16 protein-coding genes are annotated in these 16,107 nt (G+C 59.7%); 13 read left to right on the plus strand and 3 right to left on the minus strand.

The features are described from left to right. Positions 1 to 36: 36 nt before the first annotated feature. The 4 genes from EC86_RS0122530 to EC86_RS0122545 are packed head-to-tail and all read left to right on the plus strand — an operon-like array spanning position 37 to position 4,715. Positions 37 to 1,002, plus strand: coding sequence for a Bug family tripartite tricarboxylate transporter substrate binding protein (locus EC86_RS0122530; protein ID WP_029528094.1), 966 nt, complete (start codon positions 37 to 39; stop codon positions 1,000 to 1,002). Positions 1,003 to 1,030: 28 nt separating this feature from the next. Further along, complete coding sequence (locus tag EC86_RS0122535) at positions 1,031 to 2,524, plus strand: aldehyde dehydrogenase family protein (RefSeq protein WP_029528095.1); 1,494 nt, start codon at positions 1,031 to 1,033, stop codon at positions 2,522 to 2,524. A 23-nt stretch (positions 2,525 to 2,547) separates the two neighbouring features. After that, positions 2,548 to 3,576: an amidohydrolase family protein gene (locus EC86_RS0122540; protein ID WP_029528096.1), complete on the plus strand. Its 1,029-nt coding sequence runs from the start codon at positions 2,548 to 2,550 to the stop codon at positions 3,574 to 3,576. After that, positions 3,573 to 4,715: an iron-containing alcohol dehydrogenase gene (locus tag EC86_RS0122545; RefSeq protein WP_029528097.1), complete on the plus strand. Its 1,143-nt coding sequence runs from the start codon at positions 3,573 to 3,575 to the stop codon at positions 4,713 to 4,715. The genes EC86_RS0122540 and EC86_RS0122545 overlap by 4 nt, the downstream gene beginning before the upstream one ends. Before the next feature lie 94 nt (positions 4,716 to 4,809). Here the strand turns inward: EC86_RS0122545 and EC86_RS0122550 are convergent, their stop codons facing one another. Further along, on the minus strand, positions 4,810 to 5,715 hold the full coding sequence (locus EC86_RS0122550) for a LysR substrate-binding domain-containing protein (protein WP_029528098.1): 906 nt from the start codon (positions 5,713 to 5,715) through the stop codon (positions 4,810 to 4,812). Positions 5,716 to 5,887: 172 nt separating this feature from the next. On the opposite strand from EC86_RS0122550, the gene EC86_RS0122555 reads away from it, so the two are divergent. From EC86_RS0122555 to EC86_RS28055, 9 genes are all read left to right on the plus strand, one after another. Then, complete coding sequence (locus tag EC86_RS0122555; RefSeq protein WP_029528099.1) at positions 5,888 to 6,520, plus strand: nuclear transport factor 2 family protein; 633 nt, start codon at positions 5,888 to 5,890, stop codon at positions 6,518 to 6,520. Next, a complete protein-coding gene (locus tag EC86_RS0122560) occupies positions 6,517 to 7,491 on the plus strand; it encodes a Bug family tripartite tricarboxylate transporter substrate binding protein (RefSeq protein ID WP_029528100.1) in 975 nt (324 codons plus the stop codon). The genes EC86_RS0122555 and EC86_RS0122560 overlap by 4 nt, the downstream gene beginning before the upstream one ends. 65 nt (positions 7,492 to 7,556) lie before the next feature. Further along, on the plus strand, positions 7,557 to 8,144 hold the full coding sequence (locus EC86_RS0122565) for a malonic semialdehyde reductase (RefSeq protein ID WP_029528101.1): 588 nt from the start codon (positions 7,557 to 7,559) through the stop codon (positions 8,142 to 8,144). Between the two features lie 127 nt (positions 8,145 to 8,271). After that, positions 8,272 to 9,474: a porin gene (locus EC86_RS0122570; RefSeq protein ID WP_029528102.1), complete on the plus strand. Its 1,203-nt coding sequence runs from the start codon at positions 8,272 to 8,274 to the stop codon at positions 9,472 to 9,474. A gap of 125 nt (positions 9,475 to 9,599) precedes the next feature. Then, positions 9,600 to 10,439 (plus strand): fumarylacetoacetate hydrolase family protein, encoded by an 840-nt coding sequence (locus EC86_RS0122575; RefSeq protein WP_029528103.1) that lies wholly within the window; start codon positions 9,600 to 9,602, stop codon positions 10,437 to 10,439. Between the two features lie 89 nt (positions 10,440 to 10,528). Beyond that, the gene (locus tag EC86_RS0122580) at positions 10,529 to 11,503 is read left to right on the plus strand and encodes a tripartite tricarboxylate transporter substrate binding protein (protein ID WP_084181691.1); all 975 of its coding nucleotides are present in this window, start codon (positions 10,529 to 10,531) and stop codon (positions 11,501 to 11,503) included. A gap of 16 nt (positions 11,504 to 11,519) precedes the next feature. Then, positions 11,520 to 12,494 (plus strand): VOC family protein, encoded by a 975-nt coding sequence (locus tag EC86_RS0122585; RefSeq protein ID WP_051676312.1) that lies wholly within the window; start codon positions 11,520 to 11,522, stop codon positions 12,492 to 12,494. A gap of 109 nt (positions 12,495 to 12,603) precedes the next feature. Further along, positions 12,604 to 13,587 (plus strand): tripartite tricarboxylate transporter substrate binding protein, encoded by a 984-nt coding sequence (locus EC86_RS0122590; protein WP_029528106.1) that lies wholly within the window; start codon positions 12,604 to 12,606, stop codon positions 13,585 to 13,587. A gap of 110 nt (positions 13,588 to 13,697) precedes the next feature. Further along, a complete protein-coding gene (locus EC86_RS28055) occupies positions 13,698 to 14,000 on the plus strand; it encodes a helix-turn-helix domain-containing protein (RefSeq protein WP_084181694.1) in 303 nt (100 codons plus the stop codon). 323 nt (positions 14,001 to 14,323) lie between these two features. Here the strand turns inward: EC86_RS28055 and EC86_RS0122600 are convergent, their stop codons facing one another. Together EC86_RS0122600 and EC86_RS0122605 are read right to left on the minus strand one after the other, a co-directional pair. Then, complete coding sequence (locus tag EC86_RS0122600) at positions 14,324 to 15,172, minus strand: HpcH/HpaI aldolase/citrate lyase family protein (protein WP_029528107.1); 849 nt, start codon at positions 15,170 to 15,172, stop codon at positions 14,324 to 14,326. A 92-nt stretch (positions 15,173 to 15,264) separates the two neighbouring features. Continuing rightward, complete coding sequence (locus EC86_RS0122605) at positions 15,265 to 16,104, minus strand: HTD2 family dehydratase (RefSeq protein WP_029528108.1); 840 nt, start codon at positions 16,102 to 16,104, stop codon at positions 15,265 to 15,267. Positions 16,105 to 16,107 lie beyond the last annotated feature (3 nt).

Raw genomic sequence — 16,107 nt, forward strand, 5'->3', positions numbered from 1 at the left:
CTGGTCAAAAAATTCAAACCACTGGAGACATATCCGATGCGTATTCGCAATGCACTTCTTTCCGCCATCATCCTGGCGACACCTTTTTTATCGGTGACAGCACAGACAGCACCGGTGTTTCCAAGCCGGATGTTGACCATCGTCGTTCCCGTCGGGCCTGGAGGCAGTTACGACTACCTTGGGCGGTTGTTGGGCGACGGATTGTCAAAGGAACTGGGGCAGCCGGTACTAGTGGACAACAAGCCCGGCGCGGGGACTGTCGTCGGAACGACTTTCGCAGTCAAAAGTCCACCCGATGGCTACACCATGGTGGTGGGGGGGGTCGGCAGCATTGCTCAGGCACCGGCGCTGACACGTAATTTGCCTTATAACCCCACCAAAGACCTGCAGCCGTTGCAGCTGGTTTCGACCAATGGCTACACGCTGATTGCGCGTCCCGACCTGCCGCAAAAGACATTGCCTGAATTGATTGCTTATGCGCGGGCCAACCCCGGCAAACTCACGATCGGCACGCCCGGTCAGGGGAGTGGACAAGCGGTCGGGGCTGCACTTTTAAAAAGCCTGGCGGGCATCGACATCCTGGAAGTTCAGTTCAAGGGCACTTCACCCGTCTACACCGAACTCATAGCTGGTCGCATCGACCTTTTCTTTGACGGTACCGGGACTGCGCAGCCCTTCGTCAAAAGCGGCAAGGTGCAGGCCCTCGTAACTTCTGGCGAAACCCGCGAGCTGCCTGATATCCCAACAGCGCGGGAAAGCGGCTTACCCGATTTGGTGCTGTCCAGTTGGACGGGGCTTTTCGTGCCTGCTGCCACACCCCGGCCCATCGTACTTCGCTTACGTCAGGCTATCGAGAAGGTGGTGTCAACGCCGGCTTTCAAGGAACACCTGAATTCGCGCAGCTTCAGCCCATTTACGACGCCGGATGTCGAAACTTTCGTGCGTGCTGAGAACCAGCGCTGGCCCGCCTTGCTGGCAAAGGCCGGCATTCAACCTCAGTGACGACCCACTATCGACCCAAGGAAATGACATGACAAGTACAAAAGAAAGTGCAAACGCAATAGCGTCCGGAATCCGGTCTCATCAACAGCTGATTGACGGGGAATGGGTAGCGGCTGCAAGCGGCCAAACCTTCGATGACATCAATCCGTACACCGGGGAGGTCTTCGCCCGGATACCCGCCTCCGGCGCTGCCGATGCGAAACGCGCCATCGATGCAGCGGAAAAAGCTTTTCCGGCCTGGGCCAAACTGGGAGCCCGCGCCCGTCAAGCACTGTTTCTCAAGGCGGCGGACATTGTGGAGCGCCGCGCCGATGAGTTGGTCAGCATCATGGCTCTGGAGACGGGTGCGTCGAACGCTTACTCCCGCTTTCAGATCCAGTGGTCTGCGGGGCTCCTGCGGCAGGCAGCCGGTTACCCCTATCTGTCAGGCGGAGAGATAGTTCCATCGGATACCCCTGGCGTCTTTGCCATGGCAATCCGCAAGCCGCTGGGCGTGGTGGCGGGCATATCACCGTGGAACGGGGCCCTGGCACTGGGGCTGCGCACGGTGGTAAGTCCACTGGCATGCGGAAACACGGTGGTGCTTAAACCCTCGGAGGAAGCGCCGATCTGTGCTGGCCTGGTCATCGGGGAGATTCTTCACGAGGCGGGATTCCCAGCAGGCGTGATCAACGTCATCACGCATGCACCTTCACAAATCGGACCTATTGCCGACGAGCTGTTCGAAAGCCGCGCTGTACGCGCCTACAACTTCACAGGCTCGTCAGCAACGGGCTCCATGCTGGCCGCACGCGCTGGCAAACACCTCAAACGCATTGCGCTGGAACTCGGTGGCTACAACCCGATGCTGGTGCTGCACGATGCCGACCTGGCGTACTCCGTCGATACCGCCATCTTCGCGTCGTTCTTTCACCAAGGACAGATCTGCATGAACACGCGCAAGATACTGGTCGCCAGGCCGCTGTTTGACGACTTCCTGGAGCGGTTTGTTGAGCGTGCCAAGGCCCTCAAGCCCGGCGACCCGACAAATCCGGCAACCAAAATAGGGCCGCTGATCAACGACCAGGCCGTTGCAAAGGTGCGTGACGGAATTGCCAGTGCCGTGGCGCTGGGCGCTCGCGTCGTCGCTGGCGGAAACCACAACGGCCGATGCTTCGAGCCAACCGTCCTTGTCAACGTGCCAACGAACGCCCCCATCTATTGCGAAGAAGTGTTCGGCCCTGTCGTATTGATTGAACCGTTCGACGACGAACAAGAGGCTGTGCAAAAAGCAAATGGCAGCGACTACGGATTGTCCGCCTCGATCATGTCGCGCGATGCGTGGCGCGCCATCACACTGGCCGGGCAGATCGAGGCCGGCATGGTCAATGTGAACGGACCAACCATGGGCGGCGAACCGCAGATTCCATTTGGCGGTGTCAAAGACAGTGGATGGGCCCGATTTGGCCGCTGGGCAATCGACATCTTCTCCGACCTGCATTTGGTGACCGTGAGTGAGCAGAAACGGCACTACCCTTTTTGAACGCCCCAATTGCAAGGACCATTATGAAAAAGCTCGACATCTACAACCATGTACTGCCGCCGGCGTACTTTGAACTGGTCAAGGCACATTCCAGGGATGCAGGCCTCCTCAAACGCATGGCGAGCATACGCATGCTATGGGACGTGGAGGCCCGCGCAGAGATGCTGGTCCAGAAGTTTCCCGACCTAGCGCAGGTGCTCACGTTGAGCGCGCCATCGCCCGAGATGCTGGGTGGGCCGCTTGAATCTCCCGAGTTCGCCCGCGTGGCCAACGACGGCATGGCCGAAATTTGCAGGCGATGGCCAGACCAGTTTCCGGTCTTTGTCGCGTCGCTGCCCATGAACAACCTGTCCGAGGCGCTCAAGGAGATGGACCGTGCCATCAATACGCTGGGTGCGCGCGGCGTGCAGTTGCTCACCAGCGTCAATGGCCGCCCGCTTGACGACCCGGAGTTTTTTACGATCTTCGAGCGCATGGCCAACCATCACAAGCTGCCAGTCTGGATGCATCCGTTTCGGCCCGGCACCCGATCCGACTATCCGGAAGAAGAACGCTCACGCTATGAGATCTGGCAAGTGCTGGGCTGGCCGTTCGAGACGTCGGTGGCCATGTCACGGATGGTGTTCTCGGGCCTGCTGGAAAAACTGCCCGATCTGCGCATCATCACGCACCACTGCGGCGGGATGTTGCCTTACTTCGCCGGGCGCGCCGAATCCTTGTGGGCACAACTGGGCAGCCGTAGCGCAGACGGCAGCGAGGCAGACGTGCTCAAGCGCCTGTCCAAGCCGCCTATCGAATACTTCAAGATGTTCTACGGCGACACGGTGCTGGGCGGCTCCCGTGCGGCGCTGCGCTGCGGACTCGACTTTTTTGGTGTCGATAACGTGGTCTTTGCATCCGACTGTCCGTTCGATCCCGAAGGCGGGCCGATGTTCATCCGCGAGGGCATACGCTCCATCGAGGAGCTGGGACTGAGCGACGAGGACCAGGACAAACTCTATCTTGGCAATGCGCTGCGCCTGATGCGTATGACCAAAGGGAGCAAGCCATGAACCCAGGCAACCAACCGCCTTCCACACTGAACTTGCCGCGCGTCTTGTTCGCGGCTGGGGCATTGTCCGCGCTTGCCAGCGAACTAGACGCACTCGGCATCCATCGGCCGCTGCTGGTGACGGATCAGGGGCTGGTTGCGGCTGGACTGGCCACGAAGGCGATTGCCGCTTGTGGGAAGGCCGCACCGGCAGTTTTCGACTGCGTAACGGAGAACCCGCTGTTCATCGATGTCGACAGCGGCGCCGCATGGTATGCCCAGCAGGGCTGCGATGGTGTGCTTGCATTGGGTGGTGGATCGGTGATCGATACCGCAAAAATGATTGCACTGCTGGCTACCAACCCCGGCTCAGTCGCCAACTATGCCGGTGTACGAAATGCGGTCCATGGACCCAGCGCTCCGCTGATCGTCATTCCGACGACTGCTGGCACAGGCAGCGAAGCCTCGCCGTCCGCAGGCATCCACCCTGACGCAGTCACCGCCTCAGTCGGCATGAACTCTCGCCACCTTGTTCCGAAGCTTGCCATCCTTGACCCGGATCTGACGCGCAGCCTGCCGGCGCGCCTGACGGCAGCCACCGGCGTGGATGCGTTGTCTCATTGCATCGAAGGCTTCTTGTCAAAAAAAGACATTCCGCTTGGCAAATCGATCGCGCTGGACGGAATCGCCCGCGTAGCCCGTTACCTGCGTCGTGCCGTTACGAACCGCGATGACGTTCAAGCCCGTGGGGAAATGATGCTCGCGGCTTTCGCGGGCGGGGCGGCAATCGGCATGGGTCTCGGACCCGCGCACGCCATCGCCATCGTCTGCAGTGATCAAGGCTTTCACCACGGACTGTTGAGCGGAATCGGACTGGTCGCCACGCTGGATGCGACCAGTGCGCACGTGCCAGAGCTGGCTGCTGAAGTTGCGTTGGCCCTTGGTCTGGGGCGTACGGAATCGTTGGGGCAAGCGGTTGCTCGCCTCATGCGTGAATTGGGTCTGCCGGCGACTTTGGCAGAGCTGAACTACGTGCCGCGTGATCTGCAGACACTTGCCGATGCCGCGCACCAGAGCCATTTCAACCTGTTCGCGCCGTTTCATCCAACGGCATCGGACTACGCAGTCATGTTTGCCAGTTCACTGAGGAAAAATTCATGAGTACAACACGATGGCAACTCCGTCGCGTTGTACACGCTGCTCGACCGCGCTGCCATCACACAGGTAGTGTAGGACAGGGGCCTGAGGCGGACGCTCACTTTTCCAGGTTGTAGCGGCTCGCGGGGCGGCGCATCATGTCGCAGAGATATTCAGCTGCCGGCGTTGGAGGAATCGCATTGCGTTGTATCAAGACAATCGCCGGTGCCGCAATCAGTTCCTGCACTTTAATCTGAGAAATCACACCTTTGATGAGCGGAGAATCCAGCCATTGCACGGGTGACATGGTCAGCATGTCAGTGGATGCCACAGCAGTGATCCAGGTCAGCGCAGATTCGGCCTGGATGGACAGCCGCGGTGCGGGCAAGCCGAAACTGGCGAACACGCTGCTGAACTCAGCCTCGGCATGATCGGTAATTGACGTGGTGACCCAGCTGGCATCTATCAGCTCAGCCAGGGAGCGAGCCTTCGATAGAGGATGTCCGATCCGGCACAAAACAACCCGGGTATTGTCAAAAAGTTTAACCATTTGAAGGTCGGGTGCAGGCCCACCTTGGGGCGCCGCTCCGATATAGAAGTCAACTGATCCGCTCTTGAGCTTTGCTTCAACCACCGGATAAACGCCTTCGATAATGCGCAATTTGACATTGGGATAGGCGTGATAAAACGGTGACAGGGCTTCCGACAGCAATGCAATGTGCGCGACGCTCGACACGCAAGCAACGACGGTACCATGCACAGATCCCTGAAGTTGCTGGACTTCTTCGCGCGCGCGCCTGAGTTCATTGACGGCAGACGTTGCACGGCGTGCGAACAGGATGCCCATGGGCGTCAGCACGGTGCCTGTTGGCTGGCGCTCCAGCAAGGGAACGCCGATTTCGCGCTCCAGTTCGCGCACGCTCCTGCTGAGCGCTGGTTGCGCCATGCCAAGGTGCTTCGCCGCTGAATTGATGCTTCCCTTTTCCGCAATCGCTAGCAAATCACGCAGGTGATGCAGCTTCATATTTTTGCCTCCTGGGCGTGTACCTAAGCCGTAAATGGATTCCTGCATGGATTCCTGCGCCAAGGCCTATGCGTAACAAGTATAGGGTGGACTAATTTGTAGTCTGGCGTTGCCGCTGCCCCAGGATGAAACTAGCGCTACTTTATTTACTTTAGTTCTGGATCGAACATCAATGCAAAACAAAGAACTCGACGGTTTGGTGGAGCGAGCAAAGATTTCAGCGTTATTGACGGGCTGGGGTTACTGGCGTGACACCTGCAATTGGGCGCGTCTGGCAGATTGCTACACAGCCGATGCGCATATGTTGACCACGTGGTTTGACGGGACAGCTTGCGCTTTCTTGGAAGCATCGCAGCGCATGGCAGCGAAGGGCTCCAACCTGCAGCATTACATCGGAACACCCATCATCGACATCCATCAGGATCGCGCAACTGCCGCAACACGCATCCAGTTGCTGGTGCGGGGGGAGATTGAAGGCGTAGCGGTCGATGCGACCTGTTATGGCCGTTTTCATGATCGGCTTGTCAAGCAAAACGGCACCTGGCGTATTCAAAGGCGGGTACCGGTTTATGAAAAAGACACTCTTTGCGTCGTACATCCCGAGGACGAGTTGACGCTCGATGTCGAACGGCTGCAGACGTTTCCGGCTCATTACCGGTTTCTCGCCTATTTGCAGTCCCTGGGGGGGGCCACCATTTCCCCGGATCTGCCGGCGCCCAACAGCCCTGCTGAGCACCAGTTGTTCAAGGAAGACGACGCATGGCTGTCGTCCTCTCAATCCCCCACTAAGGCTGACAAATCATGAAACTCAAACCCCTCATCGCCCTGGCGGCCGTGTGCGCCACCCTCCTTTCTCCATCAGCCCGCGCCGCCGACGCCTACCCCGGCAAGCCGGTCGTCATCGTCGCCCCGTCAGGCGCGGGCGGCGGCTTTGACTTTGTCGGGCGCATGATGGGGCAGACCTTGACCGAGCAGCTCAAGGGCAGCTTCATCGTGGACAACCGCACCGGCTCGGGCACCGTCGTGGGCACCAAAAGCGTGGCCATCGCGCCACCCGACGGCTACACGCTGCTGGTCGGCGGGCTGAGCAACATGGTCTTCAACGCGGCGCTGTACGACAAGCAGGCCTACAGCCCGCAAAACGACTTCATCCCTGTCAAGCTGGTCGCCCGCTACCCCTACGTGCTGGCGGCCCGCGCCGACCTCAAGCTCGACACAGCCAGCCAGATCATGGCCGCGGCCAAACTGCAGCCCGAGACCTTCACCATTGCCACCGCCGGCGCGGGCAGCGGCCAGCAGGTGCTGGCCGCCGCGTTTGAAAAGAGCGCCAAGGCTAAGTTCCTCATCGTTCCGTACAAGAGCGCGCAGGCCGCCTACCAGGACCTGATCGCCGGGCGGGTGGACCTGTTTTTCGATACCTTGCCCTCGGTGCGGCCGCACCTGCAGTCCAAGCGCGTCAAGGCCATCTTCATCACCAGCCCGGTGCGCAACCCGGCCGTTCCCGCGTTGCCGACGGCCAGGGAAATCGGCCTGCCAGAGCTGGAAATGGGCTCGTGGTTCGGCCTGTTCGCGCCGCGCAAGACGCCGCCGAACGTGGTCACAGAGCTGCGCCGGGCGCTGGACGCGGGCATGAAAGAGCCCGCCATGCTGACGCGGCTCGACGCCGCCGGCATCGAGCCCCTGGCGCTCACCCCGGAGCAGACCGACGCTTTCATCAAGGCTGAGTACACCAAATGGACAGGCGTCATCAAGCAGGCCGGCATCACGGCTGACTGAGCTGTTCATGGATTGATTGATGGCTTGAGGCTGCGCAACCCCTTTTACTTTTTTTTGCATCCACCATGACCGACTCCAACGACTTCCTCGACACCGTTTTTAACCATGCGCGAACGGCCAATGCCTTTACCGACACGCTGGTGGCGCCCGAGCTTTTGCGCCAGGCCTATGACATCGCGAAAATGGGCCCCACATCCATGAACACGCAGCCGGCGCGTTATGTGTTCTTGACCACAAAGGACGCCAGGGCGCGTCTGATTCCAGCATTGAGTCCGGGCAACGTGGACAAAGCCATGCAGGCACCCGTCATCGCCATCGTGGCGACCGACACCCGTTTCTACGAGTTCATGCCCCTGGTGTTTCCCCATAACGCGAACGCCACCGCCCTGTTCGAAGGCAACGCAGCGCTGGCCAGCGGGACGGCCGCGCGCAACGGCACGCTGGGCAGCGCCTACTTCATCGTGGCAGCGCGCGCGCTCGGCCTGGATTGCGGGCCGATGAGTGGCTTTGACATGGCCAAGGTCAACGCGGAATTTTTCCCCGATGGCCGCTGGCAGGCGAATTACCTGATCAACCTGGGCTACGCAGACAAATCGAAATTGTTCGGTCGAAGCCCTCGTTTGACGTTCGAACAAGCGGCAGTAGTGCTCTGACAAGCCAAGGCCGAAATTTAACAATTACCCGCAAGGGAGTTGCTCCGAGGGCTTGGTAGCCGCTGAAGCGAAATGCGCAAGCGGTGGCTCAACCGTTGCCCATGTTTTACATAAAGAGAGACGCAATATGAAAAAAAATCTTATCGTTTTAGCTGCCATCGGCACCTTCGCCGGCATGGCGCAAGCGCAGTCCACCGTGACGATTTACGGTTTGCTCGACGCAAATATCGGCATCTTCAAAACCAACGTAGTCGTCGGAAACACTGTTCAGAATCTGAGCCAGCGTGCAGTTCAAACGGATGGCCTGAGTGGAAGCCGGTGGGGCTTTCGAGTAAGCGAAGATCTAGGCAATGGCCTTGCGGCTGTCGCCAACCTCGAAAGCGGTATGGCCATGGATACTGGAGCTTCTGCGCAGGGTGGTGTGTTGTTCGGTCGTCGTGCCAACGTGGGCCTGGCCGGAGGATTTGGGACGGTGACCATCGGGCGCAATACCAGCTCGTACGAAGACGTGTCTTCTGAGGGTTCTGCCATGGGTCACTCTGTGATTTTTGACCCGTCCCAGACCAATAACGGTCCATCCACAGCCGTAGCTGGTTCAGCTTTGACTGCTGGCAGTGCGGCAACTCTGTTGTCCCACGGCAGCAAGACCTGGATCGGGTACCAGACGCGTTTCAATAACAGCATCAAGTACATCAGTCCAAATATCGCCGGCTTCACTGGCTCGCTGACGTATGCCGTCGGAGAAGACAAATCAAACCCGGTTGTCTCCGCCAATGCCAGCAAAAGCATCTCGGTTTTCCTAAAGTATGTCAACGGGCCACTGCTGGTATCCGGTGGTCACCAATCGGAAGCGCCAGGTGGTACGCTGGCAGTCGCTGGTGCCGGCGTGACGAATGCAGCGAACGGCAGTGCGCGGCCGGCACTGCAAAACACGCTCATCAACGTCGCCTATGACTTCGGTATGTTGAAAATCGCCGGTGGCCTGAATCGCGCCAAATTCAAGGACGTGTCCGCACCGGCGCAACTCAATGGGGGCAGTGTCGGGGGCGCTTTTGCTGCACAAAAAGAAGTCACCCTGAGTGTTGCCGTGCCGGTGGGCGCTGCAATGCTGAGCGCAGGCTATGCACAGTCAAAAGGTGACACGCTCGGCAAGAGCGCTGGCGTTGGCGTGCAGGCCCTGTACGCATTGAGCAAGCGAACGACCTTGTATGCGGGCGGTCTTAATGTCAAAGCGTATGACAAGCTGGCTGCTGCGGTTGTTGTGGGATTGCCCGGCAGCAGCATTGGCCGCACCACCACGTACGCCGCTGGCATTCGCCACACTTTCTGATTCAAAACGGACCTTAACCCGATTTTCAGGGAATCGGCAGGTCGTTCACGAATATCCGTAGCGGCCTGCATTTCTGAAAACCTGTTCAGACAAATCATTTAACTCACTGATAAAGAAACCGATATATGAAACTGCTGCGTCACGGTCCCGTAGGCCAGGAAAAACCCGGCGCACTCGACGCCAATGGACAGATTCGCGACCTGTCGCTCTTGATTTCTGACTTCACGCCCGAGTGGATGTCTCCAGCCAAGCTGCAGGCCTTGGGAGCGATCGATTTGTCGCGCATGCCACTGGTGCCTGAAGGCACGCGCCTGGGCGCGCCGGTTGCCGGCACGCGCCAGTTCGTCGCCATTGGCCTGAACTACCGCCAGCATGCCGAAGAATCCGGCTTGGAAATTCCCAAGGAGCCCGTTGTCTTCACGAAGGCGATTACCTGCATCGCCGGCCCCAACGACGATGTCGAGCTGCCCGAAGGCTCAGTGGCCGGCGACTGGGAAATCGAACTGGGTTTTGTGATCGGTACGCTGGCCCGAAAGGTGTCTGTCGCGCAAGCTCTCTCTCATGTGGCCGGTTACTGCCTGGCCAATGACGTGTCCGAGCGCGACTGGCAGATCAAGCGCAATGGCCAGTGGGGCAAAGGCAAGAGCTTCGACGGTTTTGGACCCATCGGCCCTTGGTTGGTGACCAGCGACGAATTGCCCGATCCGCAGAGCATCCCGCTGGAGCTCGCCGTCAACGGCGAGACGCGTCAGCAGAGCAACACGGCCGACATGATCTTCCCGGTGGCTCAGATCGTCTCGTATCTCAGCCAGTTCATGACGCTGCTGCCCGGTGACCTTGTCATCACCGGTACGCCACAAGGTGTGGGCCTGGGCATGAAGCCAAGCCCGGTGTTCCTGCGCCGAGGTGATGTGATGACGCTGAGCGCCGGCCCGCTGGGCACGCAGCGTCAGCAGGTCATCTGACCCCACAAGCCCACCTGAAATAGCCACCAAAAAACGCCGCGATTGTCGCGGTGCGGGCGGAGCCTAGCCCGGATCCACAGGAGACAAAAATGAAAGCAGTAAAGGCCATCATCCTTGCCGTGGCTGCGACTTGCAGCTTCTGGGCAGCTGCGCAATCATCAACGCGCGCAGTCAGCATCATCGTGCCGCAGCCGCCCGGCAATCCGACCGACGGCGTGGCGCGCAAGCTCCAAACGCTGCTGCAGACCGAACTGAAGCAGACAGTGATTGTCGAGAATGCGGCGGGCGCCGGCGGTTCGATCGGCACGGCCAAGGTTCTCGCATCCAAGGCCGACGGCAATACGATCCTCATCGCATCGCAGACCGAGCCAATCCTCACGCCCTTCACGCTTTCTCACGTCAAATACAAGGCTGAAGACCTTCGGATGGTCGCGCTGGTCTGCCGCACATCCTACGTTTTGGTGGGTCGGCCCGATCTGCCGGCCAAAACTTTGGCGGAGTTGACCGATCAGGCCAAAAAACCAGGGGCTAAGCCGCTTAACTTCGGACACATCGGCCCGGGATCGATGATTCATTTGCTGGGTGAGCAATGGTCCAAACAGAGCGGCGTTCCCGTGATGCATGTGCCTTACAAGGGCGTGCCTCCGCTGTCGCAGGATGTGATGGCCAGCCAGATCGACATCAGCTTTTTGCCCTTGGGCGGAACCTTGCCGTCATTGATTGAAAGCGGCAAAGTGCAGCCGTTCAGCACAACTGCGGCCACGGTGCACCCCCGTTTCATCAAGGTGCCGACGATGACTTCACAAAGCCCTGCACTCAAAGACTTCATCTATGGGACGTGGGTCGCGTTGCTGGTGCCCAGGAGCACGCCCGCAGACGTGGTGGGCCGGCTGCACCAGGCGCTCGCAGTGGCGATGAAAGACAGCGAATTGCAAGCCTACGTGGACTCGACGGGCATGGAGATGGCGCAGCCGATGTCACAGGCCGATCTCGACAAGTTTTATCGGCAAGAGACAGGGACCTATCAAACGCTTGCACGCAATGTCGGTGTTGACAGCAAATAACTGGGAGGAAATGAAAATGACGTCTACCAACACGATAGCCGAACCCGTGCGCCCAGGACCGGACGCAACACTTCTGGCCGTGCACTCTGTCGACGAATTCGTCTTCAGCGTGCCTAACCTTGAGGAGGCCAGGCATTTCTACACCAGCTTCGGGCTGGACGTGCGCAACGAGGATGGCGCACTGGCCCTTTACACATTTGGGCACCCGCATCGCTGGGCAAGAATCCTTCCGGGCGCCACCAAGCGATTGCTCTGGCTGAGCCTGGGCATCCATGCCACCGATGAACAGCGCTTTGAGCAGCACCTTGAGGAGCAGGGAATTTCCCGCATCGCGCCGCCACATGGCGCAGGCACCGGCGGCCTCTGGATTGAAGGACCGGACGGTCTGCCCATTGAACTGCGCGTTGCGGACAAATCGTCTCCCTCTCAGCCTGCGCCGCGCGAGTACCCGCCGCAACACGGCAACTTCGGCCGCTCACCGAGCCGGAGCAAGGCGCAAGCCACGCGTCCGCTGTACCTCTCGCACATCTTGCTGTTCAGCGCCGATGTCGATCAGGCGGTCCGTTTCTACGAGGACATCCTGGGCTTGCGGCTTTCTGACAAGTCCGGCTCAGTGATTGCCTTCTTGCACAGCCCGCACGGCAGCGACCATCACCTGATCGCGTTTGCCAAGTCGGCCGGCCTGGGACTGCACCACAGCAGCTGGTGCGTGCCTTCCATCGACGCCGTTGGCATTGGCACGCAGCAGATGGCGCAGGCGGGCTACGGGCAAGGCTGGGGCGTTGGCCGGCACGTGCTGGGCTCCAACTACTTTCGTTACGTGCGCGATCCGTGGGGCAGTTATGCCGAGTATTCCTACGACATCGACTTCGTCAACGCTGGCGATCAGTGGCCCTCGGCAGACCACCCCGGCGAAGACTCTCTTTACGTCTGGGGGCCCGCGCTTCCTGACGACTTCATCACCAACCATGAACTGCCGGTCCGAACATGAGCCTACTGGCGACTGCGCTTTTGGTGAAGGAAACCGCGCCAGCCTAGCTGGCCCACCTCAACGCCGAGAGGCTTTTGAAACTCTAAACACGCCCACTGGAGACAACATCATGAAAAAATCGATGCTCAAGCTGGCTGCAGCCACACTCGCGGGCGCCCTGTTGTCCGCCACCGCTGCGGCCCAAAGCCCTGCCGCGTTTCCGTCTAGGACCGTAACGCTGGTCGTGCCCTTCACCCCGAGCAGCGGCAGTGACATCATCGCCCGCATCATTGCGCCTAAGCTGGCAGCACGCTGGGGCCAAGCCGTGATTGTTGACAACAAGCCCGGTGCCAGCGGCAACCTGGGCACCCAGGCGGTGGCCAAGGCAACGCCAGACGGGCACACTCTGCTGATGGCGATCAATACGTTCACCATGGCGCCGGCGATCTACAAGAACGTCAACTACGACCCCGTGGCAGATTTCGCCCCGGTTACCCAGCTGGCCGAGACCGGCTTTGCGTTTGTGGTGAACCCCTCCGTGCCCGCCAAGGACATGAAATCGCTCATGGAGCTGGTGAAGAAAAGCGGTGGGAAAATCAACTACGCCTCGCCCGGCAACGGCACGCCGCACCACCTGGCCATGGAGCTATTCAAGTCGCGCCGCCAGCTCGCTATGTTGCACGTGCCCTACAAGGGCATACAAGGCGCTCTGACCGACCTCATGGGCGGCCAGGTACAGATGATGTTCGCCACTGTGCACTCGACGCGCCCGCTTGAGCAGGCTGGTAAGTTGCGCTTCATTGCCGTGACAGGTGAGGGCCGCAACCCTATCGCGCCAGAAGTGCCGACCTTCAAGGAGCAAGGCATCAACGAACTGGAAGGGATCGATGCTTGGTACGCCGTGCTGGCGCCTGGCCGCACGCCGCCCAACACCATCGCCCGCCTCAACCGCGACATCGCCAAGGTGATGAACAGCGCCGACATCAAAGCTGACCTCGCAGCCAAAGGGCTGGTCGTGAAGACCTCCACACCGGCCCAACTCGCCAGCGTCATCAGGGGCGACCTGGTGCGCTGGGAAAAGGTCGTCGTTGACGCCCACATCACCGCCGATTGAGCGACCGCCAGAATAGACTTTAGCCCTTGCTTGAAAGCATTCGGCGCATGCACATGTCAAACTGTATAACCCGTCGGCCAAAAACGACGCCAATCAGGGCTTAGGTCATCATGAAGCTTCATCAACTGCGGAATTTCTTTGCCATCGTCGAAAAGGTAAGCATCAGCGCAGCGGCCAAATACCTCGACATCGCGCAGCCATCGCTGAGCCGCAGCATTCGTAAACTCGAAAAAGAGCTGGGCATTCCCTTGTCTAAACGGCATGTGCGAGGCCCGGTACTAACACCCTTGGGCACCAAGTTTTCCAAAAGCGCCCGACTTTCCATGATAGAGCTTGAAAAGGGGTCACTTCAAGAAACGGATCACAGCGTACTACAAGGGCGTTTTCCGAAGTCAAGCAACACTTTCCCCTGACGACCTGCATGCATGGGTCGCCACATTTCCGGGAACCAGCGGATGGAAGCTGCACCTCTTTTGGACGACAGTGATGAGGAAGAAACACAAGGCGCGGACTGGCTGAACTACAAACGGACATGATTGCTGCGGCTGTTGGCAGCGGTCCCTGATGAAAGACGCACGCGGGGGCCTCGTTCGTTAATCGAGGTGGCCAAAGGCCACATCCGTACGTTTTCCAGGCATTCCCCGTGCAGGTCCAACCTTGCTTCATCACTGAAAGCCGTCAAGCGGCGGTAGTCATCAATTCTTTCGTGTCTCGGGATTAGACTGGGAGGGTCGCGCTATGTGAGATCTGCCTGGTGCAATGTCTTCTCGGCCAGCCGGATCACAGGCAGATCGACCATGCGACCATCCAGACTGAATGCTTCACCCGAATGCACTTGAGCGGCTTGGATCACCCGGCGGGCCCATTCGATCTCGTTCAGGGTCGGCGCAAACGTCTCGTTGACCGGGGCTACCTGTGCCGGATGGATGCACAACTTGCCACCGAAGCCGAACGCCCGTGCGCGCCGCACGTCCGCGAGGAGCCGCTCGCGGTTGCCCGTGTCTGTCGTGACCCCGTCGATCGGCGGCGGCAATTGCGCACGCCGTGAGGCGGCTACCAGAGCAAAGCGTGCGCAGGTAAGTTCAGCCTCTTCTGCTGCGCAACGCATGCCGAGATCGAGCTGAAAATCCAGGTGACCGAAGGCCAGACGAACGACCTGCTCCATTGATGCCAATTCGTCCACCGCATCCAGACCGGCAAGCGACTCGACCAGCGCCACAATTGCGGCTTTCGGTCCCAGCGCCGCAGCCGCAGCGCGCAAAACTTCCGTGGTTTCTGCCTTGGGAACCACCACACCGGCGATGCCTTTGGCAGTCCAGTCCCTGAGTAAACGCAGATCATCGTCATGCCAAGGCGTGCCGGCAGCGTTGATGCGGACGACTATGCGTGCCAGTTGCGCAGGGCTCATGTCCACCAGCCGCTCAGAGAGTTGATCGCGCGCGCTCTTTTTGTGGTCTGGCGCCACCGCGTCTTCAAGGTCAAGAATCACGCAACCCGCACCGGACTCCAGTGCCTTTGGGAAACGGTCAGGCCGTGAAGCCGGAACAAACAGTAGGCTGCGCGCCCGTGCCACTAAAAATGTCATGTCAGATAACTCCATTGGTGCGCGGCGCGACGACTGTGACGCCGTTTAAGGGCAAGTTGTTATTCACCTGGTCAAATCCTCAGCAAAGACAGTCACGCCAACTGGGCCGTGGCCATCATGGCCAACTGGCCCTGCGAACCCCGCGCCCAAAGCGTAGCAATTCGACCCTCAACCTTTCCAGCCACCGTGAACGGGGCGGTATCAAAGAGCGGGCTCACCGCCTTGAATTCAAACAATTCAACCTCCGCATTGGGAAGCGACTGCTTCAGATGGTCGAGCAACAGCGTGGCGATGAACGGTCCATGAACGACCAGCCCAGGATACCCCTCCTGCTCGATCGCATAGGGCCGGTCGTAGTGGATGCGGTGCCCATTGAACGTCAGCGCCGAGTAGCGCATGAGCATCACCGGATCGGGCACCACCTGGCGCGAGAACTGTTCGTCCGTCGGTGCCTGCTTAACCGGCGCGGCGGGTGCATTGGCAGCCGGCTCACCGCGGTACACAATATCCTGCTCTTCTCGAATGGCCACGCCTTGTCCATCCGAGATGTCGTGTTGAACCTTGACGAACACAAGACGACCGCTTCGGCCGTCCTTGCTCTGGATCCCCGTGATGCGGGAGAGGCGTCGGACTTCACTGCCCATGTGCAACGGCCTGAGAAACTGCAGCCGCCCACCGGCCCACATGCGTCGTGGCAGTGTCACCGGTGGTAAAAATCCACCCCGCAGCGGATGGCCATCCAAACCGATGTTCGATTGTCGTTCGCCCGGCAGGAAATACAGCCAATGCCACAAGGCAGGTAGTACCCTAACGGCTGCTGCATCCGCAGCACGGTCCAGCGTTGCCAACATGAGCCGCACGGGCGTCTCGGTCAGGACATCGCCGCTCTCGGCCGACGTTCCCACCCAATCATTCCACTCAACTTGAACCATGGG

Source organism: Polaromonas glacialis (assembly GCF_000709345.1).
GTDB classification, from domain to species: domain Bacteria; phylum Pseudomonadota; class Gammaproteobacteria; order Burkholderiales; family Burkholderiaceae_C; genus Polaromonas; species Polaromonas glacialis.